The sequence below is a fragment of the Roseburia intestinalis L1-82 genome (assembly GCF_900537995.1).
GTDB classification, from domain to species: domain Bacteria; phylum Bacillota; class Clostridia; order Lachnospirales; family Lachnospiraceae; genus Roseburia; species Roseburia intestinalis.
Genome location: NZ_LR027880.1, coordinates 3,369,873 through 3,389,835, shown reverse-complemented (window position 1 = coordinate 3,389,835; position 19,963 = coordinate 3,369,873). Strand labels below are relative to the sequence as shown.

The following is a 19,963-nucleotide window of genomic DNA, read 5'->3' as shown; positions in this document are numbered from 1 at the left end:
GTAAACAAAAAGTAAAGTATAAGGTTTGCTTTAGGAAAACAAAGAACAAAAAAGTATATGTATTGGAGGAGAACTATTTATGATCGTACCACGTTATTATGAAAATCTAAGCGTACTGCACGAAAACACAATGCCAGCCAGAGCCTATTATATTCCAGCATCCAGAAGAATGGATAACCTGGTGGAACACAGAGAAGAGTCAGATCGTATGCAGTTATTGAATGGAACTTGGAAATTCCAGTATTTTAACAGCATCTATGACATTCAGGATTCTTTCTTTGAGAAGAATTATGATACAGAAAATTTTGATGAGATTCAGGTTCCAAGTGTATGGCAGATGGCTGGATATGATACACACCAGTATACAAACATCCGGTATCCATTTCCGTTTGATCCACCATATGTGCCACAGGACATTCCGTGTGGAGTCTATGTACATACTTTTGAGTACAGTAGAGATGAGAAAGCGCCAAAATCTTTTTTGAACTTTGAAGGAGTAGACAGTTGCTTTTACGTATGGATCAATGGCTCTTACATAGGATACAGCCAGGTTTCGCATATGACCAGTGAGTTTGATGTTACCGATGTACTTCAGGATGGAACGAATACGGTGGCAGTGTTGGTAATGAAGTGGTGTGATGGTTCCTATTTGGAAGATCAGGACAAATTCCGTATGAGTGGTATTTTCCGGGATGTGTACATTTTGAAACGCCCAAAACAGGCAATCAGTGATTATCATATTAAAACAAGAATTGAGGATATGCTTGCGAAAGTAGAAATTGAAATGAAATTCTACTCTCCGTTAAATGTAAAAATTTCGATTGAAGATAGAAATGGAGCAGTTGTAGCACTAGGAAGTATTGCTGAAGAAGGGAAAGCTGTATTAGAAATCGCAAGTCCGGAACTTTGGAATACAGAAAATCCATATCTATATAAAATGATTCTTGAAACAGAGAATGAAGTAATTGTAGATCACATTGCATTAAGAAAGATAGAGATTAAAGACCAGGTTATTTATTTAAATGGACAGAAGATTAAATTCCGTGGTGTCAATCGACATGATTCTGATCCGGTTACTGGATTTACAATCAATACGGAACAGATTACAACCGATCTTACGTTAATGAAGCAGCATAATTTTAATGCGATCCGTTCCAGCCACTATCCGAACGCACCATTTTTCTATGAAATGTGTGACAAGTATGGATTCATGGTAATAGATGAAGCAGATATTGAAGCTCATGGTCCATTTATGATCTACAGAAAAGAAGACACTGATTACAATCGGTTCAAACGATGGAATGAGAGGATTGCAGATGATCCGGTATGGGAAGAGGCAATCGTTGATCGCGTAAAACTCATGGTGGAACGTGACAAAAACCGTTTCTGTATTGTCATGTGGTCAATGGGAAATGAGAGTGCTTATGGCTGCAACTTTGAAAAAGCACTGGAATGGACAAAGAATTTTGATCCAGACCGTATCACACAATATGAGAGTGCAAGATACCGTAATTATGATGAAACATATGATTACAGCAATCTGGATGTGTACAGCCGGATGTACCCAGCGCTTTCTGAAATTCAGGAATATCTGGATAAAGATGGAAGCAAACCCTTCCTTTTGGTAGAGTACTGTCACAGCATGGGAAACGGACCTGGAGATTTTGAAGATTACTTCCAGATGATTCAGGATAATGATAAAATGTGCGGCGGCTTTGTCTGGGAATGGTGTGACCATGCGATTGCTCATGGAACTGCTGAGAATGGAAAGACTATATATGCTTATGGGGGCGACCATGGCGAAGAAATTCATGATGGCAACTTCTGTATGGATGGATTAGTATATCCGGACAGAACGGTACACACAGGACTTTTGGAATACAAGAATGTTTATCGCCCGGCAAGGGTTATTTCCTATGACAAAGAAAGTGGAGAACTGGTGCTTCATAACTACCTGGATTTTGATAATCTGAAAGATTATGTGAAGATTAGTTATGAGCTGACCCAGGATGGTCTTGTGATCAGCAAAGGCATACTTCCGGAGTTTTCTGTGGCACCACACGGGGAAGGAAAAACAAATCTGAAGATCAATGTTCCAGAGAATGGGAAATGTTATTTAAAACTTATTTACCATCTGAAAAAAGAATTGCCACTGTTGGATGAAGACCATATTCTTGGATTTGATGAAATTGAGGTAAGTAAAGAGGATACAAAATGTAAACTTGCAGAGAAATGGATACCAAAAACAGTAGTGGACTCTGAATTACAGGTAAATGAAAATGATACACAGATTCATATCAAGGGGCGTGAATTTGCTTATACCATAGACAAACGTACTGCACTTTTTACAGAGATGAAATTCGCAGGGAGGGAATACTTGAACCATCCGATGGAATTAAATATTTGGAGAGCTCCAACAGATAACGATATGTACATCAAGTCTGAATGGAAGAAAGCCCACTATGATAAGGCTTACACAAGAGCCTATACGACAGAGGTTGTGCAGGGAAAACATGGTGTGAAGATTACAAGCCATGCTTCCGTTGTGGCAGAGACAGTACAGAAGATTCTTGATGTGACGATTACATGGAAAATAGAAGCTGCTGGAAAGATTGATGCAGATATTGCAGTAACAAAAGACGATGAATTCCCGGATCTTCCGAGATTTGGTGTGAGGATGTTCCTGGATAAAAAACTTTCAGCTGTAAGATACTTTGGAATGGGACCACAGGAAAGTTATTGTGATAAACATCAGGCTGCGAGCCACGGTTTGTACCGGGCAGATGTAGGGGATTTACATGAGGACTATATCCGTCCACAGGAAAATGGAAGCCATTATGATTGTGAATATGTAGAGCTTAACAACAGCCGATATGGAATTGTGGCATCCGCAGAAAAGGCATTTTCATTCAATGCTTCTTATTATACACAGGAAGAACTTGAGAAGAAAACGCATAATTATGAATTAATAGAATCAGATAGTGTAGTATTCTGTGTTGACTACGCATTAAATGGCATTGGTTCTAATAGTTGTGGTCCAGTTGTATTGGAGCAGTACCGATTTGATGATGTATTATTCCGGTTTCAGTTTACACTGATACCGTATGTAAAGGGATAATAAAGTTTCATGTAACCCGTAAACAAGGAAAGAGAGTCTGATTGTAATGTAAAGTCCGGATATACAGAGCAATCAGACAAAATCAGAGAAAAAAACAGAATTGGATATCATACGGTTAGCCATATTGAGATTCTAAGTGCGATGAAGATGAGGAGCAAAGAAATTCGATGGAAGAAAAAAAGTATTTGAAATGGTATAACAAAATTGGATACGGATCAGGTGATATTGCAGGTAATGTAGTCTATGCGTTCCTGACATCTTTTATGATGGTCTATCTGACGGACTCGGTAGGACTTGCTGCAGGTGTCGTGGGTACCCTGATTGCCGTATCAAAACTATTTGATGGTTTTACGGATATATTTTTTGGATCAATGATTGACAAAACACACAGTAAAATGGGAAAAGCGAAACCCTGGATGCTATACGGATATATTGGTTGTGCCATTACGCTGGTCTGCTGTTTTGCAGTACCGGTGAGTTTGGGAACAACGGCTAAATATGCATGGTTCTTTATTTCTTATACACTGTTAAATAGTGTGTTTTATACAGCAAACAATATTGCTTATTCAGCACTTACGTCACTGATTACAAAGAACAGCAAAGAGCGTGTACAGATGGGATCTTACCGTTTTATTTTTGCATTTTCAACAAGTCTTCTGATTCAGGCGATTACAGTTGGATTTGTAGATAAATGTGGTGGAGATGCTGCGGCATGGAGAACGGTTGCTATTATCTATGCAATCATTGGTCTGGTCGTAAATACGATTTCAGCACTTTCTGTTAAGGAACTTCCGGAGGAAGAACTTAATGAAGGAGAAGTAAAGAATGATAATGAAAAGTATGGAATAGTACAGGCATTCAAGCTTCTTGTCAAAAACAAATATTACATGATGATTTGTGGAACATATATTTTACAGCAGTTATATGGTGCCATGATTGGAGCTGGCATTTATTACATGACATGGGTACTGAAAAATAAGAATTTGTTTGGACAATTTGCATGGGCAGTAAATATTCCACTGATCATTGCCCTGATTTTCACACCGACATTAGTTGGTAAGTGGAAAGGTATGTATAAACTGAACTTAAGAGGTTACGTCTTAGCAGTCATCGGTAGAGCACTTGTTGTTGTTGCCGGATATATGGGCAGTGTTCCGCTGATGATGGCATTTACAGCTCTTGCAGCCTTAGGTCAGGGACCATGGCAGGGAGATATGAATGCAGTTATCGCATCTTGCTCTGAATACACTTATCTTACGCAGGGAAAGAGAATTGACGGAACGATGTACTCTTGTACTTCTCTTGGTGTAAAAATCGGTGGAGGTATTGGAACCGCTGTTGTTGGATGGATGCTTGAGTTCAGTGGATATGTCGGAACAAATGCAACTCAGCCACAGTCTGCACTTGATATGATGCAGTTCATGTATCTTTGGCTTCCGTTAATCTTTGATGTATTGATTATGTTTGTACTTTCAAGAATGAATGTAGAAGATGCAAATAAAAAACTGAAAGCAGAAAAAGGAATTGCTTCAGATGAAGTAACAGATGCATCAGACATAAATTAGAATTGACAGGAGAAAGCGTTGTCTGGTCGTTGCTCGATGAGACAGTGCTTTTTTCTATAAATAGTCCTTTTAGTATTTATACATGGTAAGGATGCTCAAAATATTCAGTGTAGAATACTAAAAGGTCATTCAGATATTTTTTTAGGTTGCTCATTTGCAATTCCTCCTTTCCTTATTTACAAGTTGATTATAAGATAGGTGTAAAAGGATTGCTTGCCAAATCGAAAGAAGATATAGACAAATGTTGCAAAGGGGAGTATTTCATGCAGTTAAAATATGTTGACACAAAAGAGGAGATTATAGCAATAAATAGGAAGTCAAAACATATTGAACCACATCTTCATAATGCACTGGAGATCGTTTGTGTAACAAGTGGATCATTAGAACTTGGTGTCGGACAGGAACTATACCATATGGAAAAAGGAGATATAGGCTTTGTATTTCCAGATGTTATTCATCACTATCAGGTACTGACACCCGGTGTAAATAAAGCGACTTATCTGATTGCATCGCCATTTGCGATAGCCAAATTTGCAGATATCATGCAATCCATGGCTCCTGAATACCCAATCATCAAAGCGGAAAAGGTTGAACCGGAGGTATATAGGGTTATAAATGCAATTTTAGAGACAGAACAGTCGGATATTACTGTTACACAGGCATATCTTCAAATTGTGTTGGCACGCTGCATAGGAAAATTAAATTTGGTAGAAAAGAGCAGTGTGGGGAGCAACGATCTTATTTACCAGACAGTTTCCTATATATCAGCAAATTTCAAGAAGAAGTTTTCGTTGGAAGAGATGGCAAAAGACCTGGGCGTGAGCAAATATGTTTTATCCAGACTCTTTTCCAAGACATTCCATAGAAACTTTAATCAATATCTTAACGATGCAAGGCTGAACTATGCATGCCATCGTTTGGAAAATACGAGTGATTCTATTACAAATATTTGTCTGGATAGTGGATTTGAAAGTCAGAGAACGTTTAACCGAGTATTTAAAGAAAGATATAAAATATCACCAAGTGATTATCGAAGTACTTGTGTGAAAGAGATGTTGTCATAAAAGGTTCTGTTGATCGAAATATTTACTTTGATTTTACAGTGCTATGTATTTGATTTCTTCACAGACTCCTTAAATCCTATAATTTCAAGCGTTTGCAAGTGCATTTGTATAGGATACTTGTTCCTGATATGCAGTAGGTAATATCTGAAATATATCTCGGAAGGCCGATGTAAATTTACTTTGGCTTTTATATCCCACAGCGGCGGCAATTTCCGAAATAGATTTATCTTTCTGCAACAGCATATTCGATGCCTACTTCATACGGTATTCTTTCATGTAAGAAGCGATGGGCATTCCATAGACTGCTTTGAAAACGGATTTCAAAGTAGTGGTGTTCATCAGGTACTGTTTTGACAACTCTTCAATTTTGGTAACTTTTTTGAAAAAATTTGGATTAGACCACCAGTTAGGGGCTAACCCTGTAACTTAACGAAATGACATTGAAGTAACATAAAAATAAGTTTTTTTGTACTGTACACAGGACAGTTCTTGACGTATACAACTGTGAAACGTATAATCTCATCTTTGACAGTTGATTAGTTAAAAAAGTGCCACAATCCCTGTAAATACAAGGGGCGTGGCACTTTTATCTGCATACACGAAATATAGTAATGTTTTATCTCCGCTTACTTTTTTTCTGAATTCCTTTCATTTTCCGTTTTGTTATGAATTGATAGTCCGTTCTGAATCCGCAGGTTTCATGGAGATCATCAGTGATTTCCTGACGTTCATATACCGGCATGAAGCCCTGTTCTTCTATATCCGTAAATTTTATGTCTTTTAAAGTGTGAAGTAATTGTTCTGTGGTATAAGTCCCTTTCAAGGAGCGGTTTAATAACCGGAAATGTAACAGAGCAAGAAAGCAGGTGAGGAAATGAGCTTTAATCCGATCTTCACGGTTTAAGTAAACGGGTCTGGCTTCAAAGTCTGTTTTCATAGTTCTGAAACAGTCTTCAATCTGCCATCTTCCTTCACTGACTTTTAAGATATCTGCAACGTCATCATCAAGCAGGTCTGTACATACCGCATAAAGTCCGTCATACATTTCTTCTTCAGCAATCTTATCCGTATCGAGATAATAGTGGATCTTAGCTTTTTCTCCTTCGTTGGTTACAGCTACCTTATTTACAAATCTTGCAGGATCATTTGGATTTTTACGCTGTTTTTTTAGAGAGCCATTTGCAACCATTTTTTCTGCCCGACAGATCTGCTCCGCACGGATGGCTTTCTGATAAGCGGCATATTTAGGGGAGTAGGTTATGATTAATTTTTGATCCAGTTTTTTTGTTGTCAATGGTTCGTCTTTATAATAAAGCTGGTTCTTGTCATCATCTGTCAGTTTTGTGAGATCAACAGGTTTATCATCTGAGAGACGTTTGAAGCCAGTTTTCTTTAAAGCCCATGCCCGATCTTCAGCAGGCAGCTTTTTGATGGACTGAGTGACAATAAATGCCCTCTGTCCCATGTGATTAAGAACACGGTTATCCTCAGAAGCAAGTCCGGCGTCACTACAATAGATAAACTTATCACAGCCGAATTGTTGGAGAATCTTTGTTTCTAAAGGTTTTAAGGATTTCTGCTCATTTTGGTTTCCAGGAAAGAGTGAGAAAGCCAAAGGTATTCCGTCACCATCTGTAAAGAGTCCCATTTGAATAATGGGATTCGGACGGTGCTCTTTGCTTTTTCCGTATTTTTTATCTCCATCTTCCTGTTCGATTTCAAAGTAGTAGTTTGTGCAATCATAATAAAGGATCCGATCCATTCTGTCACCAAGAAAAAAGCTGTTTTTATAAACTTCTGATTGAATAAAATCCATTTCAGAAGCAAGAACAGAAAGAGCTCGGTAAACATCATGAAGTTCATAAGTTGGAGGCTCAAGGAACTGTTTTGCTGCTCGAAAGGAAGAACTTTTGCTGGAAGGTTCCAGAACCCTTGTATAAATTAAATCAGATAAAATAGCATTAAGATCATACTCGAATTTATGTCGGCTTTTGATTTTTCGGCAGACAGAATCGAGCTTAAGTCCATAGTAAATAGACTGAAGAAAAAGATATCCGCCAGAAAAAAGTTTCTGCTTATTATAGTCCATGAGTCTGTTGGAATGAAATGGAATCATGACAGTAGCATCCTCTTTTTCACTTTTATATTTCAGTGTTTCAAGACGAGCCTGTTCATTTGCCCATTCAACAACTCCGTCACGATCCGTGTGGAGCTGTGCCGATAATTCAGCTAACGTACCTAATTTTCGGATGGTTTTGGAAGTACTTTTCCCATTGGCATTTGTATAGGACTGAGTGATGTAAAAGGACTCAGAATTTTTTGATTTTGATGTTGTTATACGCACAATAATCACCTCTGTCACTATTATACCACATATCACCAAATATTACTATATAATAAAAATAAAAATTTGACAAAAAAATAAGCCTATTTCAAGGCTTTGTGGTACTTTTTTGGATTTCAATGTGTCAAACTCCCGACCACCAGTTAGGGGCTAACCCTGTAACTTAACGAAATGACATTGAAGTAACATAAAAATAAGTTTTTTTGTACTGTACACAGGACAGTTCTTGACGTATACAACTGTGAAACGTATAATAGGCAAAGGATATTCAGACAGAAGATGGAGGAAATTTCATGGCATTAAGTAAAAAGCCGGTCAACGGCATGAAAGATATTTTACCGGAGGAGATGCAGATCCGGGATTATGTGCAGCAAGTCATCAAAGAGACTTACCGCAGTTTCGGATTTACGCCGATCGAGACACCTTGTATGGAAAATATTGCAAACCTGAGCAATAAACAGGGTGGAGAAAATGAAAAACTGATTTTTAAGGTAATGAAGCGCGGTGAAAAGCTGAAAGTCGCTGAAGCAAAAGAAGAAGCGGATTTAGTTGATTTTGGTATGCGTTATGATCTGACTGTTCCGTTAGTTCGTTTTTATTCAAATAATGCAAATGATCTTCCATCTCCGTTTAAGGCGATTCAGATGGGAAATGTCTGGAGAGCTGACCGCCCACAGCGTGGACGTTATCGTCAGTTTATGCAGTGTGACATCGATATTATCGGAGAGCCGACGAACCTTGCAGAGATTGAGCTGATCTTAGCAACAACTACAACAATCGGAAAACTCGGATTTAAGAATTTCGAGATCCGCATCAATGAGCGCCGGATCTTAAAGGCGATGGCAGCATACAGTGGATTTGCAGAGGAAGATTTCGATACTGTATTTATCATCTTAGATAAGATGGACAAGATTGGACTTGACGGTGTGGCAGAGGAACTCGAAAAAGAGGGCTATGCAAAAGAGTCGATCGAGAAATATCTTACACTTTTTAAAGGTGTTGAGGAAGCAGAAAACGGCATCAAATATCTTGCAAAGACTTTGGAGGGATATTTAGATCCTGAGGTGGAGCGTAATCTTTTAGAGATCATCGATACCGTGGAGGGTGCAAAGGCGGCTTCCTTTAAAATGGTATTTGACCCGACTTTGGTTCGTGGTATGAGCTACTATACCGGAACCATTTTTGAGATCTCCATGCCGGAGCTTGGCGCAGCCTGTGGCGGCGGTGGACGTTATGATAAGATGGTTGGCAAATTTACCGGACAGGATGTGCCGGCATGTGGATTTTCCATCGGTTTTGAGCGTATCATCCTTCTTCTGATGGAGAGCGGATTTACGGTTCCGACACAGCGTCCGAAAGTTGCATACCTGATTGAAAAGGGATGCCCTGCAGAAAAACTCGGCGAGATCATCGGAAAGGCACAGGAAGAACGTGCGGCAGGCAAACAGGTGCTGGTTGTCCGCATGAACAAGAATAAAAAATTCCAGAAGGAAAAATTAGACGCCGAGGGATACAAAGAGATCATTGAGTTTTTCAATAAATAAAGTTTAATGACAGAGTGAATAATCTCTTCGAGATTGTAGAATTTTTTAATAAGTAAAAGGAAAGAGGTTTGCAGTAATGGCAGAATCAATGAAAGGCTTACACAGAAGCCATAGATGTACCGAGGTTTCAAATCAGAATATCGGTGAGACCGTAACCGTCATGGGATGGGTACAGAAGAGAAGAAATTTAGGAAGTCTGATCTTTATCGACTTAAGAGACCGTTCGGGTATCTTACAGCTCGTATTTAACGAAGAGAGCGTCGGCAAAGAGGGATATGAGAAGGCAGAGCGTTTAAGAAGTGAGTATGTGATCGCGGTAACCGGAAAAGTTGAAAAACGTTCCGCAGCAGTGAATGAGTCTTTAAAGACTGGTGATATCGAAGTGATCGCAACCGATATCCGCATCTTATCCGAGGCAGAGACACCTCCATTCCAGATCGAGGAGAACAGCCAGACGAAAGACGAAGTCCGTTTAAAATACCGTTATTTAGACCTGCGCAGACCGGATATCCAGAAGAACCTGATGCTCCGCAGCAAAGTTGCATATCTGATGCGTGACTTTATGGCAAAAGAGGGATTCCTTGAGATTGAGACTCCGATGTTATGTAAGTCAACACCGGAAGGTGCAAGGGATTACCTGGTACCGAGCCGTGTCCATCCGGGACATTTTTATGCACTGCCGCAGTCACCGCAGCTTTACAAACAGCTTTTAATGTGTTCCGGTTACGACCGTTATTTTCAGATCGCAAGATGTTTCCGTGATGAGGATCTTCGTGCAGACCGTCAGCCGGAATTTACACAGGCAGATATGGAGCTTGCATTTGTGGATGTGGAAGATGTATTAGATGTCAACGAGAGACTGCTCAAATATATTTTCAAGGAAGCAATCGGTGTGGATGTGACACTGCCGCTACCGAGAATGCCATGGCAGGAAGCAATGGACCGTTTCGGTTCCGATAAGCCGGATACACGTTTTGGCATGGAACTCTGTGACGTATCCAAAGTTGTAGAGGGCTGCGGATTCTCCGTATTCACAGGAGCACTCGAAAATGGTGGTTCCGTCCGTGGTATCAACGCAAAAGGACAGGCCGGCATGCCGCGTAAAAAGATCGACAAACTGGTGGAATTTGCAAAAGGCTACGGTGCAAAAGGACTTGCTTACCTTGCAGTGAATGAAGATGGCACTTACAAATCCTCCTTTGCAAAATTCATGACAGAGGATGAGTTAAAGGCACTTGTTTCTGCAATGCAGGGAGAGCCGGGAGACTTATTATTATTTGCAGCAGACAAAAATAAGATTGTATGGAACGTGCTTGGAGCGCTTCGTCTTGAACTTGCGAAAGAATTAGATCTGCTTGATCCAAACCAGTACAACTTTTTATGGGTAACAGAGTTCCCGCTGTTAGAGTGGTCTGACGAGGAAAACCGTTTTATGGCAATGCACCATCCGTTTACCATGCCGATGGAAGAGGACTGGGACAAGATCGATTCTGATCCGGGCAGTGTGCGTGCAAAAGCATACGATATCGTATTAAACGGTACAGAGCTTGGCGGTGGTTCCGTGCGTATCCATCAGGATGATATTCAGGAGAAGATGTTTGAAGTGCTTGGATTCACCAAGGAACGTGCACATGAGCAGTTCGGATTCCTGTTAGATGCATTTAAGTATGGTGTTCCGCCACACGCAGGACTGGCTTACGGACTTGACCGTCTGGTCATGCACATGGTACACGCAGATTCTATCCGTGATGTCATTGCATTCCCGAAAGTAAAAGATGCATCCTGTCTGATGACACAGGCACCTGGTATCGTGGATAAAAAACAGTTGGAAGAACTGGGACTTGAAGTTGAAGAAGTGTCAGAAGAATAAGTAAAAATCTGGCAGGGCGTCGCATGGCGCCCTGTTTTTGCTTACTTATTGGAAAATATATTATGGGGGAAAATATGGGAGAGGAAGTTAAGAAAAATGAGTCATGGGATGCCAGATGGCTCACCATACCGGAGTTTGCTGATGCTGTGCCTCTTAATCTGTTTCATAAGGAACAGGTACAGCCGTCTGTTGAAGGCAGGAAAACGGCAGAATTTCAGAATGTCCATGTGTTTGTGCGCGGGTATTTTACTTTAGAGCGTGCACAGAAGATTTTCTGTAAGATCACAGCCGATGACCATTATAAGGCATATCTGGATGGAGCGTTTATGGGGGAAGGACCTGCCGCGGCATATCATACGAAGTATTATTACAATGTTTTGGAACTGGGGACACTTGCTGCCGGGGAGCATGTGTTGGCACTCCATCTGTATTATCAGGGACTTGTGAACCGTGTGTGGAACAGCGGGGATCTGCGTTTTGCCTTTGCGGCGGAGCTGTGGGATGAAAAGGGAAAGGAGATACCGGTTTCTTTTTGCTTTTTGAAAACGGACTGTTATGAGGGAGAGACAGTCGGATACGAGACACAGTTTTTAGAAAATTTTGACAGCCGGAAATACCCGTATGGGTGGAAAAATACCGGGTTTGATGCGGACGGCTGGGAGAAACCCGTTCCGGCGGTGTGGGCAGATTACACGCTGACGAAGCAGCCGACGGAGATGCTCTCTTACATGGAATATCAGTTGGGGACTATAAAGCTGCACGCTGGTAATGAGCATCCACTAGAACCGACAAAGCTGCACTCTGATGCCGTACAGCCATTGGAACCGGCAAAGCTAGAGCACAAGTGTGCAGATCATAACGGTCACATACATCAGATCACACCGTCCGTGATAAGACAAGATCCCGATGGTTCGATGCTTCTGGATGCGGGCGAGGAGATCACAGGCATGATCCTGCTCACCGCGGAGGGGAAAGACGGCGATCAGGTGAAGTTGTTTTACGGGGAGGAACTGGATGAAACGGGCAGTGTGCGCTATGACATGCGGTGCAACTGCTGTTACAGAGAAATCTGGACGCTGGCGGATGGCAGATGTGAGTTTGATCCGTATGATTACAAGGGATTCCGGTATGTTAAGATCGTGCCGGACGGGGGCGTTAAACTGTCGGATATCCGTTTTCTGGTAAGGCATTATCCGATGGATGAATCACTTTGTGAGTTAAAGACAGAGGAGAAAACATTAGAAAATATTTTTCAAATCTGCAAAAATGCAGTGCGTCTTGGAACACAGGAGAATTATGTGGACTGCCCGACGAGGGAAAAAGGTCAGTACTTAGGGGATGCGGTCGTGACGGCGCACGCGCAGGTACTTTTGACCGGAAAGACGGATATGCTGTTAAAATGCATCGATCAGTTTGCACAGACAGCGAGGGTCTGTCCGGGACTGCTTGCGGTTGCGCCGGGCGGCCTGATGCAGGAGATTGCAGATTTTTCACTGTTGTATTCGCAGCTCCTTTTGCTGTATTATCGTTTTACCGGGGAGAAAGAGACGGTGGACCGTTATTATGGAATCGCAGATGGGATTTTAAAACATTTTTCGCAGTATGCGAGGGAGGACGGTCTGTTAGAGCAGGTCGCTGACAAATGGAATCTTGTGGACTGGCCGGAAAATCTGCGGGATGGATATGATTTTCCACTGACGAGACCTGTGGTGGCGCTGGGCTGCCATAATGTGATCAATGCACTCTACATCGGGGCGATGGAGACACAGAATACGCTGGCAGAGATCTGTGGAAGGGAAATGCCGTATCAGACGAAAGAAATTAAAAAAGCATACCGGAACGCTTTTTACCGGGAAAAGACAGGACTTTTAGCGGACAGCGAGACGAGCAGCCACGCGTCACTGCATTCGAATGTTTATGCGATGTACTTTCATTTACTTCCCAAAGCGGATGAACAGAAAATACTGACATTTATGGAACAGAAGGGATTTTCCTGCGGCGTGATGCTGAGTTATTTTGTACTGCGTGTGTTCGCAGAACGCGGACAGTACGATACGGTGTATGAGCTGCTGGTCAATGAGGGGGAACACGGATGGGTCAACATGCTGCGCGAGGGTGCAACGACCTGTTTTGAGGCATGGGGGAAAGACCAGAAATGGAATACCAGCCTGTGCCACCCCTGGGCATCTGCACCGGTCCCGATTTTGATCGAGGAGATCGCGGGGGTACATATCGATGCGGCAGAGAAGGATGGATATTACTGGACACCGCACATCCCGGAGAAAATCAGGGAGTTTCGGCTCTGTGTACCGGTGAAAGGGAAAAAAATCATTGTTGAAAAGAAAATGGGGGAAGAATATGCAGTTATCAGAGAAGACAAAGAATAATTTAAAAGGCGTTATGCCGATTACAAAAGAGGAGCGCGAGGATGCGCTGGCATCTGCCTGCATGCAGGTAAAGCGTGTTCTGCCGGAATTTACGACAAAATTTCAGAATGCATACAGTGAAAATGGATTTTACCGTCCAATCGACAACGTGGAGTGGACGACGGGATTCTGGACGGGGGAGATCTGGCTTGCCTATGAATATGGCGGGGGGGACGTTCTGTTAAAGGCGGCAGAGATCCAGATGCAGGATTTCCTGCACCGGATCGAGCAGAAGATCTGTGTGGATCATCATGATATGGGATTTTTGTATACACCATCCTGTGTCGCAGGTTATAAGCTGACCGGTTCCGGGACGGGAAAAAGAGCGGCGCTCCTTGCGGCAGACCAGTTAAAGAGCCGTTTTCAGGAAAAGGGAGAATTTATCCAGGCGTGGGGCGCTATGGGAGAGCCGGAAAATTACAGGCTGATCATAGACTGTCTGCTCAACGTACCGCTGCTTTACTGGGCGTCACAGGAAACGGGAGATGAGAGTTACCGTCAGATCGCTGACCGGCATGTACATACCACACTTGAAAATGTGATCCGCCCGGACTTTTCGACCTGGCATACATTTTTCTTTGATCCGGTAACTGGAAATCCGGATCACGGGGCAACCTGTCAGGGCTACCGGGACGGTTCTGCCTGGGCGAGAGGCCAGGCGTGGGGAATTTACGGAACGGCACTCGCATACCGCTATACAAAAAGAGAGGAATACAAATATATTTTCCGTGGTGTCAGTAAATATTATATAGAGCATCTGCCGAAAGATCTCGTACCGTACTGGGATCTGGAGTTTTCGGATGGTGATGCACAGCCGAGGGATTCTTCCTCCGCCTCCATTGCAGCGTGCGGAATGCTTGAGATGGCAAAATACTTATATGATGAGGAGGCGGCATTTTACCGGGATCTTGCGGAAAAATTTATTGGTTCTGTATACCGGAACTATGCGGTAAAAGATTTTGAAAAATCCAACGGGATCGTACTGCACAGCACATATTCGAACCGTTCGCCGTATAATACCTGCAATACGTGCGGTGTGGATGAGTGCAATAGCTGGGGCGATTATTTTTACATGGAGGCGCTGACGAGGCTGCAGAAAGACTGGCAGATCTACTGGTAAAGGGGAAGAGATGGAATTTTACAGGATAAATGCGCAGATGCTCCCGAAGGTAAATTTTGTGGATGAGACAGAGATAAGACCGCCTTATGTCCACAGGAAACGCAGGGCGGGAGAACAGATCTTATATTTTATCCGGCACGGGGAGATGCATCTGCTTGAGGACGGAAAGCCTCTGATCTTAAAGCCGGGGGATGTCTGTCTGCTGGATAAGGATCGCACGCATGAGGGAACAAAGGCGACGACCTGCAATTATTATTATGTACATTTCATGCATGGGGAGATGGAACTGGTCGATGCAAAAGAAGAGGAAGTCGCCAGGCAGCAGTTTGAACGCCGGAGAAAGGCGATGGTAAAGGAGCCGTGTGAGCCTTATGGAAGTTATGATGAGAGCAAGATCTGGCTGCCGAAATACTGGCATATCAAAAAAGTCACCGACCAGATCCACATTGATGAGCTGATCAAGCAGGCGATCGCGGAGGATTACAGCACGTTTGAGAATCATAAGATCCTCTGTGCCTGCCGGATACAGGAGGCGTTGATCGAGATCGCGCGCTGTTTTGCGACAGCGGAACGCGAAAGGACTGCAGGCGGGTTCCCGGAAAGCTATTATAAAGTCCAGAAAATACAGGAATGGCTGAATGCGTCTTATGCGGCAGACATTTCGGGGGAGCGGTTAGAGGAGGAGTTTGACGGCAATTTTGATTACATGAACCGCATCTTTAAGCGCGTGACAGGACAGACCATTTTCCAGTATCTGACGGCAGTTCGCATGGAACATGCCAAGCGTCTGATCGCGCAGACGACGATGCATACCGGGGTGATCGGCCAGGAGGTCGGCTACCCGGATGAATATTATTTCAGCAAAGTGTTTAAGCGCAATGTCGGGATGTCACCGCGCGCCTACGCAGATTCTCTGTCAAAAAATAAATCATGAAAAGTCGCTAAAAGACAAAAAGTGTCACTATTCTCCATTGTATCATACCTCTGTTTTTTACTATGATGTGTTTAAAAGAAAACACAGACCGTAGTAAAACATGGAGGTATTTTATTATGATTATGAATAAAACAGAACTGTTATTAAATGAGGGATGGAAGTTTCATTTTGGGGAATGTGAGGAGGCATGGTATCAGGGATATGACGATCGTGCATTCGAGCGTGTCATGCTGCCGCACGACTGGGCGGTGGCTTATCCGTTTTCGAAGGAATATTCCAGCGGCACCGGATATCTGACGGGCGGGATCGGCTGGTACCGGCTGCATTTTTATCTGCCAGAGGAATATCAGGGAAAATCGGTCCGTCTGGTCTTTGATGGTGTGTATAAAAACAGCCAGGTGTGGGTTAACAGCTATTATCAGGGAAAACATCCGTATGGTTACACCGGATTTTACTATGATATCTCTGAGATCGCACATTTTGGAAAACAGGAAAATGTAGTCAGTGTGAAAGTGACACACACGGACATTGCGGATTCGAGATGGTACACGGGAAGTGGGATCACACGGAAAGTAACTCTTGTGGTGGAAGAACAGGTGCATCCGGCAGAATATGGCGTGACGTTTGTGACAGAGAAACTTGTGGCTGATGGGAAAGAGTTTCCGGAAGTGCAGGCGGCAGTCAGTATCCGTCATGAGATATGCAACCAGACGAAGGAGCAGAAAACATGTGTGGTCTGCACAAAACTGTCTGATCCGCAGGGAACGCCTGTGGCAGAGTGGAAAGAACAGGTACAGATCCCGGCAGAAAATATGGTATCCTGCAATATGTATGGCACTATCCATGATCCGCAGTGCTGGTCAACGGAACACCCGGATCTCTACCGGATGGAAACCTGGTATGAGACAACGGATGAGAATGGAAAGAAAATATCCTATCTTGCAGACACACAGAAAGTCGGAATCCGTGTGGCAGAATTTGATGCGGACAGGGGATTTTTCTTAAACAGTGTGTCGATGAAGATCAAAGGTGTCTGTGTGCATCATGATGCCGGCTGTCTCGGTGCAGCAGTAACGAAAGAGGTATGGCGCAGACGGCTTGCAAAATTAAAGGAATGTGGCTGTAATGCGATCCGGTGCAGCCACAACCCGCATATGCCGGAATTGTATGAGCTGTGCGACGCGATGGGATTTCTTGTGATGGATGAGGCGTTTGATGAGTGGGAAAATGCAAAAAACAAATGGTCCACGGGACACAATGTTTATCCGCCAAAACATCAGGGTTATTTTGAAGATTTTCCAGAATGGCACGAAAAGGATCTGCGTGCCATGGTAAGGCGTGACCGCAATCATCCGTCCATCATTTTGTGGAGCATCGGAAATGAGATCGACTATCCAAACGATCCGTATTGTCATCCGAGTTTTCTGGAGATGACCGGAAATAACGACGCGAACAAACCGGCGGCAGAACGGCAGTATGATCCGGCAAAACCGGACATGAGGAGACTGCTTCCAATCGCCGGGGAACTTTCCAGTATTGTAAAGAGTGAAGATGAGAGCCGTCCGGTCACCATGGCACTTGCCTACCCGGAGCTGTCTGCAAAGCTTGGTATGTTAGAGCATCTGGATGTGGCTGGCTACAACTATAAGGAACAGTATTACGAAGCCGATCACAAAGATTTCCCACAGATCCCGTTTTTAGGAAGTGAAAACGGGCACAGCTATGAGGCGTGGGATGCGGTAAAATCAAATGATTATATCAGCGGACAGTTTTTGTGGACCGGGATCGATTATTTAGGGGAGGCACATGGCTGGCCGGTTCATGGATCTGGAGCCGGAATTTTGGACTGTGCCGGATTTGAAAAAGCAAGATATTACCGCAGAAAATCATTGTGGTGTGAAGAACCGCAGCTTTATCTTGCCACAAGACTGTGGAGTGAGGAATCTGCAGAGTGGATCCCATGTCGGGAAAACTGGAATTACAAAGCTGGAGAAAAGGTCATCGTGATGTGTTACTCAAATCTGCCGGAGACAGCTGTTTTTATCAATGGAAAAGAGGCTGGCAGACAGATTGGCTATAACGACGACGGCGCATATCGTTTTGAGGTACTCTGGGAGGCAGGGATCCTAGAGGCGAGTGGTTATGATGAAAACGGAAATATCATAGAACAGGAGAGACTGCTTACAACGCAGAACGCCGCTGGTATCAAAGCTGAGGTCTATCAGCCGGAGGAGATTCCTTTTTCAGAGATACAGGAAAATGGATATCTCTATCAGGTCGCGCTCACACTTGTGGATCAAAATGGGCAGAAGGTTGTCTGGGATGACAGAAAACTGCGTGTGGCAGTGAGCGGGGCAGGCATGTTAGCAGGAATTGAGAACGGGGATCTGTCGGATGTGACTCCATATGCGGAAAACATGAGAAAGACAAAGAATGGAAGGCTCATGATTTATGTGAGAAGAATAAAAAAGGGAAAGATCCGTGTAGAAATTTCAGAGACAGACAGCATAGCACAAAAGAACTGCATAGCAGAAAAAGGAGGAATGCATCTTGAAGTGGAAATGGATTGATGCAGACTGCACCAGCGTTACCACGGCAGAGGGAACGCTGACGCTGAAGGGACTGTTTATCCCGTTGTTTATTGAACAGCTTTTGATGAATATGACCGGTACGGTCAATACGCTGATGCTTGGGCACTATGCGGATGATGCGGTCGCGGCAGTCGGTGCGGCAAACCAGGTGATCGGATTTTTGTACACGTTTTATGCGGTATTCAGCGGCGGCGCATCGGTCGTCATCAGCCACAGACTGGGGGCGGGAGATGAAAAAAGGGCGTCGGATGCAGCGTTTACCTCCATCGTGTGCGGAGGTGCAATCAGCCTGATCTTAGGAACGATACTGGCATTTTTTGCAGGTGCAGTCATGCGTCCGATGCAGTTAGAAACATCGGTGTATGAGATGGCGGTGGTATATTTTCGCATCTGTATCGGCTTTTCCGTACTGCAGGGCATTATTTCTGCTATCTCCGCGGTACTGCGCAGTTATGGAAAACCGAAACTTGCAGTGACGGTATCTTTGTTTATGAATATCGTGAATGCAGTGTTAAATTACGTTGTGATTTTCCAGCCGGTGAAAATTGTGCCGGAGGGCGTGGAAGGTATCGCAATGGCAAACGTGGCAAGCCATGGGACGGCACTTTTACTTGGCGTCTGGTTTCTGTTCCATTGCGGACTGCATCTTGATTTTGCATCGAAAAATTTAAAGACATTATCCTGCGTGGGTGGAATCTTAAAGATCGGATTGCCGGGAGGGATCAGTTCCCTGTCGTATTCCTTTTCACAGATCGTGTCAACATCGATCTTAGCAGTGCTTGGAACAGCGGCGCTCACCGCAAAGATCTATGTTTCATCCATCGTGTTTTATGTCTATGTGACCGGAATGTCACTTGGACTTTCCACGGCGATCCTGATGGGATGGATGACGGGGGCAAAGGAGTATGAAAAGGCATACCGGCTGAACCAGCAGGTGTTAAAAATCGCGGTCAGCTTAAATATCGTGCTTTCGGTTCTGATCTTTCTCTGCCATAGACCATTGATGCATTTGTTTACGCAGAGTGAGGAGATCATCGGGATGACGGGCGTGATCTTTTTTATCGATATTTTTGTGGAAATCGGGCGTGCATTCAACCATGTCGAGGACAATTCGCTCCGGGGAGCGGGGGATGTGTTCTTTCCGATGGTCATCGCCGTGATTTCCTGCTGGGGCGTCAGCATTTTGTTTGCATATCTGCTTGGGATACGCCTTAGGATGGGGCTGGCAGGATGCTGGATCGCTTTCATGCTCGATGAGATGTTCCGCGGAAGTATCTTTTTCATCCGTTTCCGCTCACGAAAATGGACGAAAAAAAGAATCTGACCCTATATTGACAAACCTGCAAAATCCCGATAAAATTAACTTGAAAACGTTTTCAAATATGAC

General features: G+C 43.5%; 12 protein-coding genes. 10 read left to right on the top strand and 2 right to left on the bottom strand.

What is annotated here, in order from left to right:
* Positions 1–79: 79 nt before the first annotated feature.
* The 3 genes from RIL182_RS15925 to RIL182_RS15915 all read left to right on the top strand — a co-directional run bounded on the left by RIL182_RS15925 (position 80) and on the right by RIL182_RS15915 (position 5,747).
* Positions 80–3,118: a glycoside hydrolase family 2 TIM barrel-domain containing protein gene (locus tag RIL182_RS15925; RefSeq protein ID WP_006855797.1), complete on the top strand. Its 3,039-nt coding sequence runs from the start codon at positions 80–82 to the stop codon at positions 3,116–3,118.
* Between the two features lie 167 nt (positions 3,119–3,285).
* Positions 3,286–4,683 carry an MFS transporter gene (locus RIL182_RS15920; RefSeq protein ID WP_006855796.1) on the top strand — a complete coding sequence of 466 codons (1,398 nt, stop codon included), beginning with the start codon at positions 3,286–3,288 and terminating at the stop codon, positions 4,681–4,683.
* A gap of 263 nt (positions 4,684–4,946) precedes the next feature.
* A complete protein-coding gene (locus RIL182_RS15915; protein WP_015559876.1) occupies positions 4,947–5,747 on the top strand; it encodes an AraC family transcriptional regulator in 801 nt (266 codons plus the stop codon).
* A gap of 84 nt (positions 5,748–5,831) precedes the next feature.
* Here RIL182_RS15915 and RIL182_RS22350 read toward each other — a convergent pair whose 3' ends face one another.
* Together RIL182_RS22350 and RIL182_RS15905 are read right to left on the bottom strand one after the other, a co-directional pair.
* Positions 5,832–5,990, bottom strand: a complete 159-nt coding sequence (locus RIL182_RS22350) for a helix-turn-helix domain-containing protein (protein ID WP_006855794.1) — start codon at positions 5,988–5,990, stop codon at positions 5,832–5,834.
* A gap of 373 nt (positions 5,991–6,363) precedes the next feature.
* A complete protein-coding gene (locus RIL182_RS15905) occupies positions 6,364–8,091 on the bottom strand; it encodes an IS1634 family transposase (protein WP_055195878.1) in 1,728 nt (575 codons plus the stop codon).
* Positions 8,092–8,384: 293 nt separating this feature from the next.
* On the opposite strand from RIL182_RS15905, the gene hisS reads away from it, so the two are divergent.
* The 7 genes from hisS (at position 8,385) to RIL182_RS15870 (ending at position 19,900) form a co-directional block, all read left to right on the top strand.
* Entirely contained in the window at positions 8,385–9,635 is a 1,251-nt protein-coding gene (hisS, locus tag RIL182_RS15900; protein ID WP_006855790.1) for a histidine--tRNA ligase, read from the top strand.
* A 76-nt stretch (positions 9,636–9,711) separates the two neighbouring features.
* Positions 9,712–11,505 carry an aspartate--tRNA ligase gene (gene aspS / locus RIL182_RS15895; RefSeq protein ID WP_006855789.1) on the top strand — a complete coding sequence of 598 codons (1,794 nt, stop codon included), beginning with the start codon at positions 9,712–9,714 and terminating at the stop codon, positions 11,503–11,505.
* 62 nt (positions 11,506–11,567) lie between these two features.
* Positions 11,568–13,892, top strand: a complete 2,325-nt coding sequence (locus RIL182_RS15890) for a family 78 glycoside hydrolase catalytic domain (protein ID WP_006855788.1) — start codon at positions 11,568–11,570, stop codon at positions 13,890–13,892.
* On the top strand, positions 13,864–15,051 hold the full coding sequence (locus tag RIL182_RS15885) for a glycoside hydrolase family 88 protein (protein WP_006855787.1): 1,188 nt from the start codon (positions 13,864–13,866) through the stop codon (positions 15,049–15,051). Before RIL182_RS15890 ends, RIL182_RS15885 begins: the two co-directional genes overlap by 29 nt.
* Before the next feature lie 10 nt (positions 15,052–15,061).
* Positions 15,062–15,985 carry an AraC family transcriptional regulator gene (locus RIL182_RS15880; protein ID WP_006855786.1) on the top strand — a complete coding sequence of 308 codons (924 nt, stop codon included), beginning with the start codon at positions 15,062–15,064 and terminating at the stop codon, positions 15,983–15,985.
* Between the two features lie 116 nt (positions 15,986–16,101).
* Complete coding sequence (locus RIL182_RS15875) at positions 16,102–18,555, top strand: glycoside hydrolase family 2 TIM barrel-domain containing protein (protein WP_134523409.1); 2,454 nt, start codon at positions 16,102–16,104, stop codon at positions 18,553–18,555.
* Positions 18,536–19,900 carry an MATE family efflux transporter gene (locus RIL182_RS15870; RefSeq protein WP_055193425.1) on the top strand — a complete coding sequence of 455 codons (1,365 nt, stop codon included), beginning with the start codon at positions 18,536–18,538 and terminating at the stop codon, positions 19,898–19,900. Before RIL182_RS15875 ends, RIL182_RS15870 begins: the two co-directional genes overlap by 20 nt.
* Positions 19,901–19,963 lie beyond the last annotated feature (63 nt).